At 60.0% G+C, this 17,288-nt stretch carries 11 protein-coding genes; 3 read left to right on the plus strand and 8 right to left on the minus strand.

Features of this window, described 5'->3' with window-relative positions; all coding sequences use genetic code 11:
- The first annotated feature begins 149 nt into the window (after positions 1 to 149).
- Positions 150 to 638, plus strand: a complete 489-nt coding sequence (locus BLR63_RS11400; protein ID WP_010567567.1) for a MarR family winged helix-turn-helix transcriptional regulator — start codon at positions 150 to 152, stop codon at positions 636 to 638.
- A 5-nt stretch (positions 639 to 643) separates the two neighbouring features.
- Here the strand turns inward: BLR63_RS11400 and BLR63_RS11405 are convergent, their stop codons facing one another.
- Positions 644 to 1,960 carry an OprD family porin gene (locus tag BLR63_RS11405; RefSeq protein WP_010567566.1) on the minus strand — a complete coding sequence of 439 codons (1,317 nt, stop codon included), beginning with the start codon at positions 1,958 to 1,960 and terminating at the stop codon, positions 644 to 646.
- A 309-nt stretch (positions 1,961 to 2,269) separates the two neighbouring features.
- Between BLR63_RS11405 and mhpT the strand changes: the two genes are divergently transcribed.
- Positions 2,270 to 3,499: a 3-(3-hydroxy-phenyl)propionate transporter MhpT gene (gene mhpT / locus BLR63_RS11410; RefSeq protein ID WP_010567565.1), complete on the plus strand. Its 1,230-nt coding sequence runs from the start codon at positions 2,270 to 2,272 to the stop codon at positions 3,497 to 3,499.
- 176 nt (positions 3,500 to 3,675) lie between these two features.
- Here mhpT and BLR63_RS11415 read toward each other — a convergent pair whose 3' ends face one another.
- A complete protein-coding gene (locus BLR63_RS11415) occupies positions 3,676 to 4,293 on the minus strand; it encodes a LysE family transporter (RefSeq protein ID WP_010567564.1) in 618 nt (205 codons plus the stop codon).
- 175 nt (positions 4,294 to 4,468) lie between these two features.
- Complete coding sequence (locus BLR63_RS11420) at positions 4,469 to 6,751, minus strand: heavy metal translocating P-type ATPase (RefSeq protein WP_010567563.1); 2,283 nt, start codon at positions 6,749 to 6,751, stop codon at positions 4,469 to 4,471.
- A gap of 614 nt (positions 6,752 to 7,365) precedes the next feature.
- Between BLR63_RS11420 and BLR63_RS11425 the strand changes: the two genes are divergently transcribed.
- On the plus strand, positions 7,366 to 7,932 hold the full coding sequence (locus BLR63_RS11425; protein WP_010567562.1) for a phosphoribosyltransferase family protein: 567 nt from the start codon (positions 7,366 to 7,368) through the stop codon (positions 7,930 to 7,932).
- A gap of 26 nt (positions 7,933 to 7,958) precedes the next feature.
- Here the strand turns inward: BLR63_RS11425 and BLR63_RS11430 are convergent, their stop codons facing one another.
- From BLR63_RS11430 to BLR63_RS11450, 5 genes are all read right to left on the minus strand, one after another.
- Positions 7,959 to 9,281: a hypothetical protein gene (locus BLR63_RS11430; protein ID WP_010567561.1), complete on the minus strand. Its 1,323-nt coding sequence runs from the start codon at positions 9,279 to 9,281 to the stop codon at positions 7,959 to 7,961.
- Between the two features lie 61 nt (positions 9,282 to 9,342).
- Positions 9,343 to 12,975 carry a type VI secretion system membrane subunit TssM gene (gene tssM, locus BLR63_RS11435; RefSeq protein WP_042947665.1) on the minus strand — a complete coding sequence of 1,211 codons (3,633 nt, stop codon included), beginning with the start codon at positions 12,973 to 12,975 and terminating at the stop codon, positions 9,343 to 9,345.
- A gap of 88 nt (positions 12,976 to 13,063) precedes the next feature.
- Complete coding sequence (locus tag BLR63_RS31865; protein WP_010567559.1) at positions 13,064 to 15,097, minus strand: PoNe immunity protein domain-containing protein; 2,034 nt, start codon at positions 15,095 to 15,097, stop codon at positions 13,064 to 13,066.
- A 60-nt stretch (positions 15,098 to 15,157) separates the two neighbouring features.
- Complete coding sequence (locus tag BLR63_RS11445) at positions 15,158 to 16,006, minus strand: PoNe immunity protein domain-containing protein (RefSeq protein ID WP_231998162.1); 849 nt, start codon at positions 16,004 to 16,006, stop codon at positions 15,158 to 15,160.
- 249 nt (positions 16,007 to 16,255) lie between these two features.
- On the minus strand, positions 16,256 to 17,284 hold the full coding sequence (locus BLR63_RS11450) for a PoNe immunity protein domain-containing protein (RefSeq protein WP_010567557.1): 1,029 nt from the start codon (positions 17,282 to 17,284) through the stop codon (positions 16,256 to 16,258).
- Between the last annotated feature and the right edge of the window lie 4 nt (positions 17,285 to 17,288).

A 17,288-nucleotide genomic window follows, 5' to 3' on the forward strand; every position in this document is an offset into this window, starting at 1 on the left:
AATTAACTATTAATCTGCATAACCAATATTTTTCCCGTGTAAGCCCTAAGCTACCGGGGCGTTATGAAACGTCTGCATAGCCATGGCGCGCCAACCTCGGCAAACTAGATAGCTTTCTTAACCTCCACTTTCTGAGGATTGCACTGCTAATGGCCAAGCCTTCCACTATCGCCGACGCCAACCTGGCCCTGCCCGACACCCCCGAAGGGCCTGCACCGCTGGATTCGGCTCTGGATGACCTGATCGGTTATGCCATGCGTCGCGCCCAGCTCAAGCTGTTCCAGAACCTGATCGGCCGGCTTGCCGAACACGACCTGCGCCCTGCGCAGTTCTCGGCCCTGGCGATCATCGAACAGAACCCCGGGCTGATGCAGGCCGACCTGGCCCGCGCCCTGGCCATCGAACCGCCCCAGGTGGTGCCCCTGCTGAACAAACTGGAAAGCCGCGCACTCGCCGTGCGCGTGCGCTGCAAGCCGGACAAGCGCTCCTATGGGATCTTCCTCAGCAAGCCCGGCGAAACCCTGCTCAAGACGCTCAAAGACATCGCCGCCCAGAGTGACCTCGACGCCACCGCAGCCCTGGACGCTCAGGAGCGTGCAGAGCTGCTGCGCTTGCTGAAGAAGGTCTATCAGGACTGACGGGGTTACCAGAGCGCCACGGTGTAGAGCACCAGGAAACGGGTCTGGTTTTCATCGCGAAACGCCGCGCCGGCCGGGAAGTCATTGCGGTAGATCGATTTACGCGCCATCAGCCCGACGTTCTTCAGCGGGCCGCTCTGGATCACGTAGCCCAGCTCCATCTGGAACTCGCGCTCCTTGCGATCCTCGGCGTTGAATGCCGCCAGCTCGATGTTGTCGCCCCGCACATAACGCAGCCGGCCCTTCAGGCCCGGCACGCCCGAGGCGGCGAAGTCGTAGTCGTAGATCGCCTGCCAGGTACGCTCCTTGGCGTTGAGAAAGTCCGAACTCATGGTCAGCTCGCTCATGCCCATCAGCTCCGTGCCGGAGATATAGGGCGTGGCCGTGTCCCCGCTGGAATGCATGTAGCCCAGGCTGAATTTGTGACCGCCCAGGCGGTAGCCGAACAACGCCGAGAGGTTGCGGTTATCCACCTTGCCGGCCTTGGCGCTGCCGTCCTCGCGACTGAAGAAACTGCGCAGGTCACTGGTGAGCACGCCATCGCCCACGGGCAGGTTGTGCAGCAACGCCAGGGTGTCCTGTTGGTAGAGGTCGGCTATCTGCGAGTGATAGGCGCGCAGGCTGAGGTCTTTGTTGACCTGGTAATCGCCACCCACGTAGGCCAGATGCGAGGTGGTGGCGGTGGCGTTGAAACGCCGGTTGGGCGAGGCAACGGTCATGGCCTGATAGTCGGTGGAATCGCGCTTGTTGATGCGATCGATATAGCCGGTGTTGAGCGTCAGGCCGTCGATGTCCTTGGAACTCAAGGTGGTGCCGCGAAAGGTCTGCGGCAACAGGCGCGACGGACTGGCAAAGGCGAACGGCAGGAAGATCGACACGTCACCGGTTTTCACCGTGGTTTGGGCAAATCGCAGCTTGGCGGTGGGGGCCAGCCGTGAGTATTCATCGGCGGCACGCTTGTCGCTGGCCGACACTGGCAACAACTCGGTGCCGCTGCGGTCCGGCGACGAGTCGAGCTTGACCCCCATCAGCCCGCGCACATCCAGGCCAAAACCCACCGGGCCTGGGGTGTATCCCGATTCCAGGTTGAGGATGAAGCCCTGGGCCCATTCCCGCGCGGCGGTTTTCGCTCCGTCGTCCTTGTAGTCCCGGTCCAGGTAGTAATTGCGCAAGGTCAAGGTGCCGTGGCTGTCGTCGATAAAGCCGGCCGCCCACAGTGGGGTAGGCAGCACACTCAACATCAGCAGCGCACCGATCAGACGTGGCGTGCTGTTCGACGCACAGCAGGTCGCCGCGACGGCGCCCGTGGGAAGTTTTTGCATGTTCGATGTCCATTTTTTGTTGTTGTTTTTGGGGGTGACACGCGCTTGGCCCTCTGGGCTTCGCGAACAGAGAATGGAAACAGCTGACGGCACTCGTCAACAGCAAATGACCGATAATCGAACATTAATAAACATATCTATTTTATGCTTTCCCACTACCGCGAATCTGGAACCGCTGATTTAGAGGGCTCTCATCGCACTTTTTAGCGCAAATCCTGCACCCTTCTTTTTATAGTTATATTTGTTATCTTAATTGCCAGCGACCGATCAGGCTCGCCACCACAACAAAAACAACAATGAGGTTTGCCCATGGACAGTCCATCGCGTCGTTCGACGCTGACTATTGCGTTGTGTTTTATCGTTGCGCTGATCGAGGGGTTCGATCTGCAGGCCGCCGGCACCGCCGCCGCTGGGTTACGCCAGAGTTTTGCCCTGGACCCGAAGATGCTCGGCTGGGTCTTCAGCGTCGGGATCATCGGCCTGCTGCCGGGGGCATTCTTTGGCGGCTGGGTCGCTGACCGCATCGGGCGCAAGAAAATCCTGGTGATCGCCGTGCTGCTGTTCGGGCTGTTCTCCCTTTGCACCGCGTTTGTCGAAAGCTACTCGAGCCTGCTGCTGGTGCGCTTTCTGACCGGCCTCGGACTGGGCGCCGCGCTGCCCAACCTGATCGCCCTGTGCGCCGAAGCGGTGAGCGAACGCAGCCGTGGCACCGCCATCAGCGTGATGTATTGCGGTGTGCCGCTGGGTGGCGCGTTGGCCGCGGTGGTGGCGATGTTTTCCAGTGAGCACTGGCAGACCACCTTTATCGTCGGCGGCCTGGCGCCCTTGCTGGCCGTGCCGCTGATGATCCTGCTGCTGCCTGAATCCAACGCCTTTCGCCAACAACTCGAACGCACGCCCGGCGCCCGCCCCTCCACACGCCAGGCGCTGTTCGGCGAAGGTCGCGCACGCACCACACTGGCCTTGTGGCTGAGCTACTTCTTTACCCTGACCGTCATGTACATGCTGCTCAACTGGCTGCCTTCGCTGTTGCTGGAACAAGGTTTCAGCAAGCCCCAGGCGGGCATGGTGCAGATGCTGTTCAACATTGGCGGCGCCCTGGGCTCGCTGCTCGGAGGTGTACTGCTGGACCGTTGCAACGCCCTCAAAGTGGTGCTGTTCGTGTACGCCGGCTTGCTGTCGGCGCTGGCCGGTGTCGGGCTGTCGGCGGGCATCGTGCCCATGGCCATCGCCGGCTTCGCCGCCGGCTTGTTCGTCATGGCCGCGCAGTTGGTGCTCTATGCGTCGGCACCGCCTTCCTATCCAACGACGGTGCGCGCCACCGGCGTCGGTGCCGCCGTGGCCATCGGCCGACTCGGCTCGGTGGCCGGGCCGCTGGCGGCCGGGCAGTTGCTCGCCGCAGGCGCTGGGACTGCGGGGGTCCTGCTGGCGACGTCCCCAGGGGTGGTGATCGCCGCACTGACCATCATCAGTGTGCTGGTGCGCACGACGCCACTGAACCGGCCCGAGCCAGGGACGGCCAGCCGCACCAGCGCCTAAACCGTGTGCAGCCCGCTGATCGGCAGCGGGTTGCCTTTGGCTCGGAATACGCGTTCACCGACAGCCCGTATTTCTTGTTGAACTCGTCGACCAGGCCTGGGCAACGCCGATTTACCTATTGTTGAAGAAGCACGCCCGGCAACGATCTGGAATCTGACAGCCCCCAGCGTTCACATTCAGCGCATGGCCGCCAGCTTGATGCCGAACCCCACCAGGCAAACGCCGGCCAGGCGCTCGAGCACATTGGCAATGCGCGGATTGGCGCGCATGCGCTGGGCCAGCTTGTGGGTCAATAGAACGGCGATCAAACCATAGAGAAAAGTCACCACCGCCACGGTCGCGGCCATGAACGCGAATGTCACGATGCCCTGATGCTTCACCGGATCGACGAACAAGGGAAAAAAGGCCATGTAGAACACGATCGCCTTGGGGTTGAGCAAGGTGATCATCATGGTCTGGCGCAGGTAATGGCCGTTATCCATCCGGCTCTTGCGCGCAGCGTTGCCCGCCTTACTGAACAGCATCCGCAGACCCAGCCACGCCAGGTACGACGCGCCCAGCCATTGAATGGCATGGAACGCCGCCGGGTACGCAGCCAGCAGCGTGGCAACGCCTGCCACCGCCAACCACAAGAGCACCTGATCCCCCAGGATCACTCCGCACGTCGCCGCCAAACCCGCTTTTATGCCGCCTTTGCCGGTGGCCGTGATCAGGGCAAAGTTGCCGGGGCCGGGAATGGCCAGGACGATGATGAATGCGATGATGAAAGCGCCATAGTCGGTTACGCCAAACATCGGTTATCTCCCCCACAGGATGGTTTTGGAGGCGAAACCTATCATCAACCTCGACCCGATACCTAGCGGCACGCTTGAGAAACCCGTCAAGCACTGGGCTTGCCGATGTCGTATTCACTGCGAGCCGCTAGCGATAGAGATGACGCATCAAGTCCCTTTCGCGGGGTTCTCACCGCTAGCGCCAATCCAAATAGTGAAAGAGTTCCTCCTCCTGATCGAAGTGCAGTCGCACGAGGGTGTCCAGACGAATCAGTTGATGCTGAATCTCGTCAGCAGGTGCGGTCGCTGGGGCGGCACTGAAGTCGCTACTCATACGCGCCAGCAAATGGATAAGACCAAAAATCTCCCGGTGAGCATGGCTCATCGTCGACATCGGATCCTCGCCCGGCATGCTCCGGGTCAACACCGGGTACAGGGTGTTTTCATCTTCGTGTTCATGCTGCGCCAGTGACGTTTGCAGTTTGTCGACCAGTGCCACCAAGTCGGTCTGTGCTTGCGCAAGGGGGCGCTGGGCAAAATCATTGGCCATTTGGTGCAGGTCATTCAGTACGGCGGCGAGTTGCTCGTGCTCATGCTGCAGGCGATCGATGTACTCTGCCGTCAGCTGTTGTTTCCTCTGCTTCCACAGCGGCCCCTGTGCCCGCAGGGCACTGAGTATGATCACCACGTCGATGCCCTCCTGCACCATGGCGCCAATCAGCGGCGGCAAGTAACCAAGGGCCGCCACCCCCATGGCCAGCAACGACATCCCCATGCCGGCCAATACCCCCTGGCGCGCGATGCTACGGGTGCGTCGGGCAATGTCCAAGGCCTCGACCAGACGATCCAGACGATCCACCAGCAACACAACCCCCGCCGCTTGTGCCGAAGCCGTGGCACCACTGGCGCCCATGGCCACGCCGACATTGGCCGCCGCCAGCGCCGGGGCGTCGTTGATGCCATCGCCGACCATCAGTGTGCTGGCGTGCAGGCCTGCCTGCTGTACCGCACGCACTTTATCCTCAGGCGTCAACCCGGCACGCAACTCGTCAATCCCGGCAGACAGCGCAATCATCTCGGCCGTTTCCAGGCGATCCCCGGTGAGCATGACGATTTTTTCGATGCCTCTATTGCGCAGTCGACGCAGCGTCTGAGGCGTCTCGCGCCGAACGTTGTCCGAGAACACCAACAGACCGACGAGTTTCCCATCCACGTCGATGAAGCTGCCACTGCACGCCAGGTAATCCATGTGGCGCAGCATGGCTGCGACCCAGTCGGTTGCCGCGGCGCCTTCGTGAGCAAACGACAACGTGCCGAAACGCACTTGCTGGCCATCGACGCGCCCACACAGTCCAGAGCCCGGACTTTCTTCGACGACCTGCGGGACGCTGAGCGGCAACCGACGCTGATGCGCCGCTTCGACAATGGCCTGGCAGATAGGATGCGTCGAGGCCTGCGCCAGAGAAGCGGCCAGGCCAAGCAAGCGTTGCGGATCGCTCAGCCCGTTGACCTCTATCGACTGCAAACGGGCATGGCCGCTGGTCAGCGTACCGGTCTTGTCCAGAAACACCTGCTTGACCCCGGCGAGTGCTTCCAGGGTTGTGCCATCTTTGATCAGGATCCCTCGGCGCGCGGCCCTCGAAATACCCGACATAAAGGCAATCGGTACCGCCAGAATCAACGGACAAGGTGTGGCCACCACCAGCACCGCCAGCGCTCGCAGAGGATCCCCACTCAAGTGCCAGGCCAACCCGGCAATCAGCAATGTCAGCGGGATAAAGAACACGGCATAGCGATCGGCCAGACGCACGAAAGGCGCGCGTGAACGGCGTGCCGCCTCGGCCATCTGCACGATGCCAGCATAGGTACTCTGCGCGGCTGTTCGCGTAGCGATCAGCAGGATGGGCGCACCGACATTGGAAACGCCGCTGTGCAGTTGTTCACCCTCTCGACGGGTGACGGGCAACGACTCGCCGCTGAGCGCCGATTCGTCCAGAGTGGCCGCCGGGCTCAACAGGCGGCCATCGACCGGTATCACCTCGCCCAGCCGCACCAGCACAGTCTGATTCAGTTCGACCTGCTCAACAGGGACCTTGCGCAGGCCGTCTGCCTCTTGTAACCAGGCAAACCGTGGCGCACGGTCGATGAGCGCACGTAGTTCACGGTCAGCGCGTTGCTTGGTGAAAAACTCCAGGGTCCGTCCCGTCGCCAGCATCAAGGCAATCACCGCTGACACCAACGCCTGCCCAAACAGCAGAGCGGCGGTGATCGACAGCAGCGCGATCAAGTCCACGCCGGCCTCGCGCCGGGCCAGGCGCCTGACGATCTCGATGAGCAGCACCGCACACATCACCAGACTGCCGGCCGCCCAGCACACAGAAGCCCACTCGGGTTTCTGCCCCACCAGTGCAATACCACCCGCCAGCAGCGTCAGTGCAGTGAGCAACAACAGTAGGGGATCCAGCCACTTAGCGAGCATCGAAGTCCTGCCCATCCTTATGGCCGCAACCGGCAGTCGAGGGCAGAAGAATGCCGAGCCAAGCAGCGAGCAAACACGTGTTCATGACGTTCTCCCTGTTGGCTGTCCGCTGGCAACCGCTGTCAGTTGAATAAAATAGCTGACGTCCTCCACCGTCCGTACTGACATTTATCAAGAGAATTCAGTGTTGACCGTGCGATACCGGCCCCGCGAGGTCGGTTCGCCCTCCCCGGCCGACCACATCCGCGCGTTCGGCTGCCGCCACCAGCGCTGCGGCATTGAGGTTCAAACATCGAGATTCTCCTGGGTGAAGCCAGCCATGGATTCCCGCTGTATGAGACCGCCTCGTCCGTGGTCAGAGAAATCCTGGCATTCACGTCCGTTCGTGCATGAGCGGTCATATCACCTCATCCACTTCACGATGCACAGCCGCGATCAGTTGCGGGGCGCCGTGGATTCAGAATCCTTTGCCGAGCAGGCCTCGGCGTTGATTTATATCAAGTGCGCGGGCAAGCAAGGGATTCGATTGCGATTGATCAATATCAATCGCGCCGGAGCCGACCTGTCTAGATTGAGAAAAACGCACTCACAAGGGTTACGAACAGGAGAAGGCAATGACGATCCTACTGGCCAGTCAGCGGTTGCGTATGTATGACAGCGATGAGCTCGACGATGTGCTGCAGGCGATGGCGCGCAAGGCCGCTCACCTGCTGCCACCGTCGCACACGGCACTGATTGGCATCCAACGTCGGGGCGAGCCCTTGGCTCAACGGTTGCGCCAGTGTATTGCGCGTCAGACCGGGCAACCGGTCTTCCCTCTTTTCCCCCTCCAAGTCAAACGCTACACCGACGACCTGCAAGTGCTGCATACCTACACGCAATTGATCGAGAACCCGGGGCTGGGCACGCTGGACGTTGCCAACACCACGTTTCTGGTTGTCGATGACGTGCTGTTCCAAGGCCATTCGCTTTTGCGTGCCTGCGCCTATCTGGCGCAACTGGGCGCACGTCGGGTCCTCACCGCCGTGCTGGTCGACCGGCATATCTGTCAGCAACCGATCCGGGCCGACATTGTCGGCGTGCATCTGCAAGTCGCCGCCGATGACATCGTCGAATGCAACGTACCGCCGTTCGAACAGGAGTTCTGCATTGACGTGGTTCGGCATGGCGCCGCCCGCTGACGGAAGATTGAACTACACACCGCCACTCACACCCGCAAAGCACTCCCGATTTCCTCGACCGCAGAACCAACGTCATGACCCGCACGAATCAGCTCCGCAAACCGAAGCATCACGCGAGATCCAACGTCATGCGCCAGCGCGATGGTCATCAGCTCTCGCACTGGCTCATGAAGCTCGGCTTCGACAGTAGGCGAACAAGACTGCCCGGTGAGCCAGGTAACAAGGGAGGAAACCCTATGGCCTGATGTATTTTCATCAACGCCCAAAATCTCGCCCAACACCATCCCCAATGTGCCTGCGGGATGCTGCTCAGGGCGACTCCATGCCTTGAGTTCAATGGACTCGCGCTGCACCTTCTCCAAGTTCCGCCGAATCTTTCCAGGAATGGTCGCTGCCGCTTTGGGGCGGTTGTAGTACTCGCGATTAGCTAAACTTGCGGCGTCTCTGACGACCTTCCAGACCACCGACCAAAGTTGTGAAACGCTGTAGGTCTCCAATGCTGCGCGCATCGTACTTTTAATTTCCTCCAGCTCTTGTCCCGACAAGTCATGGTGATAGAGCTCGCACTGGGTACCCAAATAGCGCATGACATCAGCGACTGAGTAATCAAGCCATAGGTTAAAAAGCCCTTCAGCATCGGTGTACACCCTATCCGACAAGCTACGAATGATCTCGTCCGCACTCCTTGACGCGACATCTGGCGCCAAACGATAGACCACCCGGTCCCTCGACACCCAGATCTCATCGCCCTCCCAATAGTAGGTGCCCGGCTTCGCTTTACTGGGATCATCAAGAACCAGTCCAGCCTCACGCAATTGCAGCACAAAGTCGCCGACATACCGAGGCGCCAATCCACGGCAGTCACCTACTGTGAAGCCGCCATCGGTCAATCTCGGCGTAATGGCCCGGTCTAACGCCAACAGAAGGAGCACCTGATTATCCGGTATCTCTGAGTAGTCCACCGTTCGGGTTGACTGCTTACGGACATATTCGCTCAACTGCCGTTCAAGCTCTGCGGCTTTCGCCTTTTCAGCTTCGCGCGCAATCGCGTCCTGGTCTTCCTGACAGAGGGTACAAAGTTGAGTGGATCGCTGAGGGACCTTTTTGGCCTCGGAGCGATTCTTGATTTCGATCAGTTCTGCACACTTGGGACAGACCTGATTTTCATCGAACGCCTTGCAACGTTGCCGTATGAAGCTGGCCAGTGAAACGCCCTTAGCCAACGCAATGATGCCCCCTAGAGCACTGACTTTTTCTCGGTATTGCCCCGACTCATCGACTGCCCAGTAACGCTCGATCAACTCAATTTCTTTAGGGTCTTGAGTCAATATGTGTAGCTTGATTGCCATGTAAACGGTCCTCTTTCACTTGTGGCCAATAGATATCCAGCACTCGCTGATTCATTCGCGCTCAATCGCTGAACACCGCTGCGGCGACGCTTTCGACTTTATTTATGGCGTTCTTTGATCGCCGTTCCTCCAGCAATGTCCTGGGCAATACAAACCCTTCAAAGCTGCGCTGGGTAATCGGGTTGTTAGCCTTTTCCGCCCCGATCCGATAACGCATCAACCCATCGGCGACGGCAAAGGTCAGGTCCACGCTGGTGTCGGTTCTTCCATTGAGGTGCCCGCGGCTAAGCAGCCGGAACAACGACCATGGCCCGCGATAACTCATGCTGGCGGTGTTACCGGTGCTGTGCACCAGGGTCAGTTGGCTGCCATTGGTGTTGCCCAGGCTGTTGGGCCATACCAGCCCCGTGCGTTGCGGTGTGCCGTGCTGGTAGGGGATCAGTTGGCCGTCGACGCTGAGCATGCTGCTCAGGCGCGTTGCGCTGAGGGCCAGGGGTTCGATGGTGAGTTGCACTGCCAGGTGGCCGCGATGGTTGAAGAAGGTGTCGCGGATACGCTCGGCCTTCTTGAGCTGCTCAAGCACATCGCTGCGTACCAGGTAGCCGCCGAGGTTGTCGGAATACAACGCGTCGAGGTTGTCCTTGAGAAACACGTTCAGGTACTGATCGTGGAATTGCTGCAAGCGGCCTTGCGGGCCGAAGAAGGCTTCGAAGTCTTCCAGCGACGCATCTTCACCGCTGGCCTTGAACGGGTAGCGGCCTGCCAGGCGGTCGCGGTAGAAGCTGTAGATTTCACTGTCCCAGCGTTTTTCCAGCTCGCGCAAGGCGGCAATCACCAGTACCTGCGAGGTTTGGTCGGCAAGCTTTTTGACCTGCTGGTTCAGTGGCTCGGGCAGGCCCACGGCAACGCGTTGCAGGTTGGCGATGGGGTCGGCACCGCCCAGCGAGAAGCGGTTGAGTACGGTTTTCAACGCCGCTTTACCGGGGTCGGGATTGTCGTGCACGGCTTTGATGTAGTCATAAACCGCGCTGACCGAACGAAGGGTTTCTTCGTAATAGGACGGCTGCTCGCCTCGCGCAGTGATCAGTTGCGCCAGGCTGGAGAACGCGCGCCGGATGCCGGCGGCCTGTTGTTGGCCGTCTGAGACTTTGTCCAGCGTGAGCGCTGCCGGCCCTTCGGCAGAGGGTACCGACGGGTAGATCACGCTGTTGTCGCGCAGGGTCTCCAGCAAGCGCCGCAGAGGGGCGGCCGGGCCGGTGACTTGTTCCAGCACCGCCACGCCGTGGCCGATATCGTCGAAGTCGGTGACCGCAAACTGATTCAACGCCCGCCGCCAACTGCCCACGTAATCGGCGCTGTACAGCGCGCGGATACGTTGGGTCAGCACTTTGCGGTCTTCGTCGGAGTAATCCAGGCGTTGCCGCTCGCCCAATACCCACTGGTCGATCATGGCCAGTTCGATGATGCCCTCGGTGCCGGGCTCGAAGTAGTCCCTGAAGCCTTTGGCGGTGAGCAGCGGCGCCATCAGCAAACCGCTGCCCTCTTGGTCGGCACTCAGAGGACGGTAGACGATATCGAACGCCGGACCGACCTCGTTGCGCAGATCCAACGGGCGGTGCAAACGTTCCAGGGCATCCTGTTTGAGGCTCATGTAGACCCGTTCAGCCATGGGCAACTGGCGTAATTGCTGTTGCACCTGGGCGATGCGCTCACGGTAGTGCGGCAGATCGGCGTCGGCGTATTTCAGTGCATAGCCCAGGTGCCCCATCAAATCAGACTGCAGTTGACCCTGACCCGGATAGGCTCGCTGCCACTGCTTGGCGACCCACTCTTCGACGATGGCCGGGCGGCGGTTCTGGCGTTCTTCGAGCATGCGGTAGACGCGCAAGGCCTCCAGTTGTTGATTGCTACCGGCGGGCGCGGCGTTGATGGCGTCCAATACACCGCTGGCAATCGCCGGCAGAAAGCGTTTGGACAACAGATTCAGATAGGCCTCATCCACCGTCGGGCCAATCGCCCTCCCCTGATACAGCCCCATATCCGACAGCAACGGCCATGCCTCGCGGTAATCGCCGTACACCAGCACCGCATCGCGGATCTGGTCCAGCGGCACCAGCAGGTTGCGACCGGTGGTGTCGACCCTGGCGTCAATGTCTCGACCGCTGAAGTCCTGGCTCTTGGCCAAGACACTGGCAGCCTTGTCGCGGTTGATGTCGAAGCAAAACTGCCAAGTCCCGATAACCACCAGACAGCCCAATGACACGACGCCAGACCCGGCGATCAGCAGCCGCCGCTTGTGGCGAGCCACCTTGATGTTGTCCCCCGCAAGGCCCGCTTCGGGGTAGATCACCCGCTGGAACAGTTGTTGGGCAAAGTAAATCGCCGTGCCACCGGCAGGCTTGACCTCAGGGGGCGGTGGTGGCAGCTGGTACGCCTGCCCCGCTTCTTTGACGAAGGCATTGCTCAGCGTGCCCTGTTGCAGCACCGAGGAGAAATACACCCCCCGAACCAACGCCGGGGTGGTGAAACGATCACTGCCGAGCATTTCACACAGGAAGCCGAATAATGCCGGGCGCAGGCCTGCCATCTGATGCACCAGCGCCTGTAAGCGATCGCGCTCAATCAAGGTGCGCGACTCCCCGGTGCTGTCGAAAACCTGCTCGCTCAGGCAAACGACGAAGGCCTGGTATTGGTGCGTCAGTTCGGCCAACCAGGCATCGAAGTCATCCACGGCGTCCAGGCTGAAGGTGAAGCCCAGCAGGTCTTCGCGCCCACTACGCGACAACCGGGCGAAAAACTCTTCGAAGCCTTCCAACAGGTCGAATTTGCTCAGCGTCACATACACCGGCAGACGCGTGCCCAATTGCCGCGTCAACTCAAACAGCCGGGTGCGCAGCAAGTTGGCGTGGGCCTTGCGTTGCTCGGGTCGTTGCGCCAACAAGGCTTGCACATCGATCACCAACACAACCCCGTTGAGTGCCCGACGGCTGCGGTTGCGCGCGAGCCAGTCGAGCAGGTGCAGCCATAGACGCGGGTGGGTGCCGGCGGGCAATACTGGTTTGACCTTGCCCTGCTGCTCGACGTTATCAGCCGTCGGTTCGGGGTGGCTGAGGAATTCACCCGGCGGGTCGATCAATACCGCCTCGTCACCGATCCACCAGTCCACGGGATAAGCCAGTTGCTCTTCTTGATGCACCCTGACCCCGGCCCTGGTCACATGGGACAAAGAAAAACTCTGATTGGAGCGGGTGATCAGGCTGGTTTTGCCGGCATTTTCCTCACCCAGCACCAAATACCACGGCAGTTGATAGAGCGAACCGCGGCGCTCCATGTTGTTCAGCAAGTTGCCCAGGCTGCGGTCCAGCGCCCGCTCCTGCGCCTCGACATATGGCAGGCAGGGGTCGGCCTGAATTGCGGCCTCGTGCTGGCGCTCAAGCTGCAGACGCTGAAAACGATTACGCACCCGCCATGCCCAGATCAGCAGCGGCACCACCAGCACCACAACACTGGCCGAGACGCGCATCGCCAGTTCACCCAGCGGCCGATGCTCGCGCCAGGTCCACTGTGGCCCCAACCACCAGATGGCGATCAATAAAAACACCACGCCCAGCAGCGCCAATATCGGCAATGCCTGGTTTAATTGACGCAGTACCGACAGGCCCCCGCGCATCAGGTGACGCCCTATCATCCCCATAAATCGCTCCTAGCTTTCTTGAATGGTTCGCTGTGTACCGGCCACCTGCCAAATATCAATCCCTGCATTGGCATTGTCGGAGTCGTCGTCAGCAATGGGTTGCATCATCACTTCCGAGCCGCTGATCGAGCGACCAACGCCAAACGGTATTTCCGCGCGCGGTGCCGCTGGCGATGTCCGGGAAAATATCCCCGGCTTCGAAACGACGCAGGGACTGATGGCTGGCATCGCTCGACCACCAAACGCTTTGTGGGCAGGCTTGGCCGTCGATAGGCGGTGGCGGGTATTGGCGGGCGTAATCGACCCAGTCCTTGGGGTAGAACTGCATATCGCGGTAGCTGCTGTCGTCGATGCCTAGCAGCCATGTGACAGCCGCGGCTTCCCAGGACCAGTAGCCGTAGTGGAGGTAGCCGCCCTCTTCGTGCTGATCGATATAGGGTTCGCGGCGGCTGGCGTGGTACCACTCGCCCAGATAAGACTTCATAAGCTCCGGACGCTTGGTCGGAGCAGAGCTGAACACTTTGAGCAGTTTTCGATACGGCAGTTGCCGGGTGCATTTATCCGGCGGCGGGCCGCGATCCGGCACAAACGGTCGCACCAAGCGTTCCAGTAAACCGTCGCGCACACCCATCAGTTCATTGGCGTAATCGAGAAACGCCATGACCCTTGGCATGGTATGGGCGTAGCCGCTGAGCAGGCCGAAGCAGGTCAGGCGCAGGGCAACGATCCAGTATTCCTCGGTGCGCAGGGCGGCATGCGGGGCCATGTAATTGCCCGCTTCGGGCGACTGGTCGAACAGTGCATCGAAGTAGCCGTATTCTTCTGCCCACTCCAGTGCGTAGGGCCAGACCTCGGCCAGTTGCTCGACAGGGGCGCCAGCGGAATATTGCAGGTTTGTCCAGTCGAGCGCGTCCCAGAGCCGACGCCTGGTTGAAGTCATCAACCCTCCCGACTTAGAGCGCTCGCGATGCTTGGGCAAGTCCGTGGTGATCATGTGCATACCATTCAGCATTCGCTCAAAACGCTTCTCATAATTTTCAAAGAGCACATAACGTTCCCGGCGCTTTTCAAAGTCTGCTTCGGTGATCTTCCAACTGAACCACCGAGGCCAATCGGGAATAGGCAAATCAGGCATGATTCCGTGCACGGTGCCACTGGCGATGTCCGGGAAAATATCGCCGGCTTCGAAACGACGCTGTGACTGTTGGCTGGCATCGCTCCACCACCAACCGCTTTGTGGACAGGCTTGGCCTGACTCCAGGGTCGAGTCGATAGGCGGTGGCGGGTATTGGCGGGCGTAATCGACCCAGTCCTTGGGGTAGAACTGCATATCGCGGTAGCTGCTGTCGTCGATGCCTAGCAGCCATGTGACGGCCGCGGCTTCCCAGGACCAGTAGCCGTAGTGGAGGTAACCACCCTCTTCGTGCTGATCGATATAGGGTTCGCGGCGGCTGGCGTGGTACCACTCGTCAAGATAGGTCTTCATCAGTTCCGCACGCTTGGTCGGAGCAGAGCTGAACACTTTGAGCAGTTTTCGATACGGCAGTTGCCGGGTGCATTTATCCGGCGGCGGGCCGCGATCCGGCACAAACGGTCGTACCAAGCGTTCCAGTAAACCGTCACGCACACCCATCAATTCATTGGCGTAATCGAGAAACGTCATGACCCTTGGCATGGTATGGGCGTAGCCGCTGAGCAGGCCAAAGCAGGTCAGACGCAGGGCGACGATCCAGTATTCTTCGGTGCGCAGGGCGGCATGCGGCGTCATGTAATTGCCCGCTTCGGGCGACTGATGATAGCGAGCGTGGAAGTCGCCGTACTCCTCTGCCCATTCGAGGGCATAAGGCCAAACCTCGACTAGTTGCTCGACAGGGGCACCGGCGGAATATTGCAGGTTGGTCCAGTCGAGGGCGTCCCAGAGTCGACGCCGGGTTGAAGTCATCAACCCTCCCGATTTAGAGCGCTCGCGATGCTTGGGCAAGTCCGTGGTGATCATGTGCAAGCGGCCCATGAAGTCATCAAAACGCTCTGGATAATTTTTGTAGAGAACATAGTGTTCACGGCGCTGCTCGAAATCCGCTTCATCGATCTTCCAACTGAACCAGCGGGGCCAATTGGGCATGGGAAGTTTCTTCATGGAATTACTCTCGTAGCATCTGAGGTGGCGGGACGGCTCATCGCTTCAACCTTCCTGCCGCTGATCGAGCGACCAACGCCAAACGGTAATTCCGCGCGCGGTACCACTGGCGATGTCCGGAAAAACATCGCCGGCTTCGAAACGACGCAGGGACTGGTGGCTGGCATCGCTCCACCACCAACCGCTTTGTGGGCAGGCTTGGCCTGAATGCAGAATCGCGTCGATAGGCGGTGGCGGGTATTGGCGGGCGTAATCGACCCAGTCCTTGGGGTAGAACTGCATATCGCGGTAGCTGCTGTCGTCGATGCCTAGCAGCCAGGTGACGGCCGCAGCTTCCCAGGACCAGTAGCCGTAGTGGAGGTAGCCACCCTCTTCGTGCTGATCGATATAGGGTTCGCGGCGGCTGGCGTGGTACCACTCGTCCAGGTAGGTCGCGAGCAATGCAGCGCGTTTGGCTGGAGCGGTGCTGAATACTTTGAGCAGCTTTCGATACGGCAACTGCCGGGTGCATTTATCCGGCGGCAGGCCGCGATCCGGCACAAACGGACGCACCAAGTGCTCGAGTAAACCGTCGCGCACGCCCATCAGTTCATTGGCGTAATCGAGAAACGCCATGACCCTTGGCATGGTATGGGCGTAGCCGCTGAGCAGACCGAAGCAGGTCAGGCGCAGGGCGACGATCCAGTATTCTTCGGTGCGCAGGGCGGCATGCGGCGTCATGTAATTGCCCGCTTCGGGCGACTGATGATAGCGAGCGTGGAAGTCGCCGTACTCTTCTGCCCATTCGAGGGCATAAGGCCAAACCTCGACGAGTTGCTCGACAGGGGCACCGGCGGAATATTGCAGGTTGGTCCAGTCGAGGGCGTCCCAGAGTCTCTGATTCGTAGAAGTCATTAACCCACTGGGCTTTGAGCGTTCGCGATACTTGGGCAAGTCCGTGGTAATCATGTGCATACCATTCAGCATTCGCTCAAAACGCTTCTCATAATTTTCAAAGAGCACATAACGTTCCCGACGCTTTTCAAAATCGGCTTCGGTGATCTCCCAACTGAACCAGCGGGGCCAATCGGGAATAGGCAAGTTAGGCATGGCTTCACTCAGGTGTCGGCTTCAAGGCGGGAAATGGCGGGATGACTCATTGCTTTATCCCCCCTGCCGCTGATCGAGCGACCAACGCCACACGGTAATTCCGCGTGCTGGGCCACTGGCAATGTCCGGGAAAATATCCCCCGCCTCGAAACGACGCAGGGACTGGTGACTGGCATCGCTCCACCACCAACCGCTTTGTGGGCAGGCCTGGCCTGAATGCAGAACCGATTCGATAGGCGGTGGCGGATATTGGCGGGCGTAGTCGACCCAGTCCTTGGGGTAGAACTGCATGTCGCGGTAGCTGCTGTCGTCGATGCCTAGCAGCCAGGTGACGGCCGCGGCTTCCCAGGACCAGTAGCCGTAGTGAAGATAGCCACCCTCTTCGTGCTGATCGATATAGGGTTCGCGGCGGCCGGCGTGGTACCACTCGTCAAGATAGGTCTTCATCAGTTCCGCACGCTTGGTCGGAGCGGTGCTGAACACTTTGAGCAGTTTTCGATACGGCAGGTGCCGGGTGCATTTATCCGGCGGCAGGCCGCGATCCGGCACAAACGGACGCACCAAGTGCTCGAGTAAACCGTCGCGCACGCCCATCAGTTCATTGGCGTAATCGAGAAACGCCATGACCCTTGGCATGGTATGGGCGTAGCCGCTGAGCAGGCCAAAGCAGGTCAGACGCAGGGCGACGATCCAGTATTCTTCGGTGCGCAACGCGGCATGCGGCGTCATGTAATTGCCTGCTTCGGGCGACTGATGATAGCGAGCGTGGAAGTCGCCGTACTCTTCTGCCCACTCCAAGGCGTAAGGCCAAACCTCGACGAGTTGCTCGACAGGGGCACCGGCGGAATATTGCAGGTTGGTCCAGTCGAGTGCGTCCCAGAGTCTCTGATTCGTAGAAGTCATTAACCCACTGGGCTTTGAGCGTTCGCGATACTTGGGCAAGTCCGTGGTGATCATGTGCAAGCGGCCCATGAAGTCATCAAAACGCTCTGGATAATTTTTGTAGAGAACATAGTGTTCACGGCGTTGCTCGAAATCCGCTTCATCGATCTTCCAACTGAACCAGCGGGGCCAATTGGGCATGGGA

This window comes from Pseudomonas extremaustralis, assembly GCF_900102035.1.
Taxonomy (GTDB): Bacteria; Pseudomonadota; Gammaproteobacteria; order Pseudomonadales; family Pseudomonadaceae; genus Aquipseudomonas; species Aquipseudomonas extremaustralis.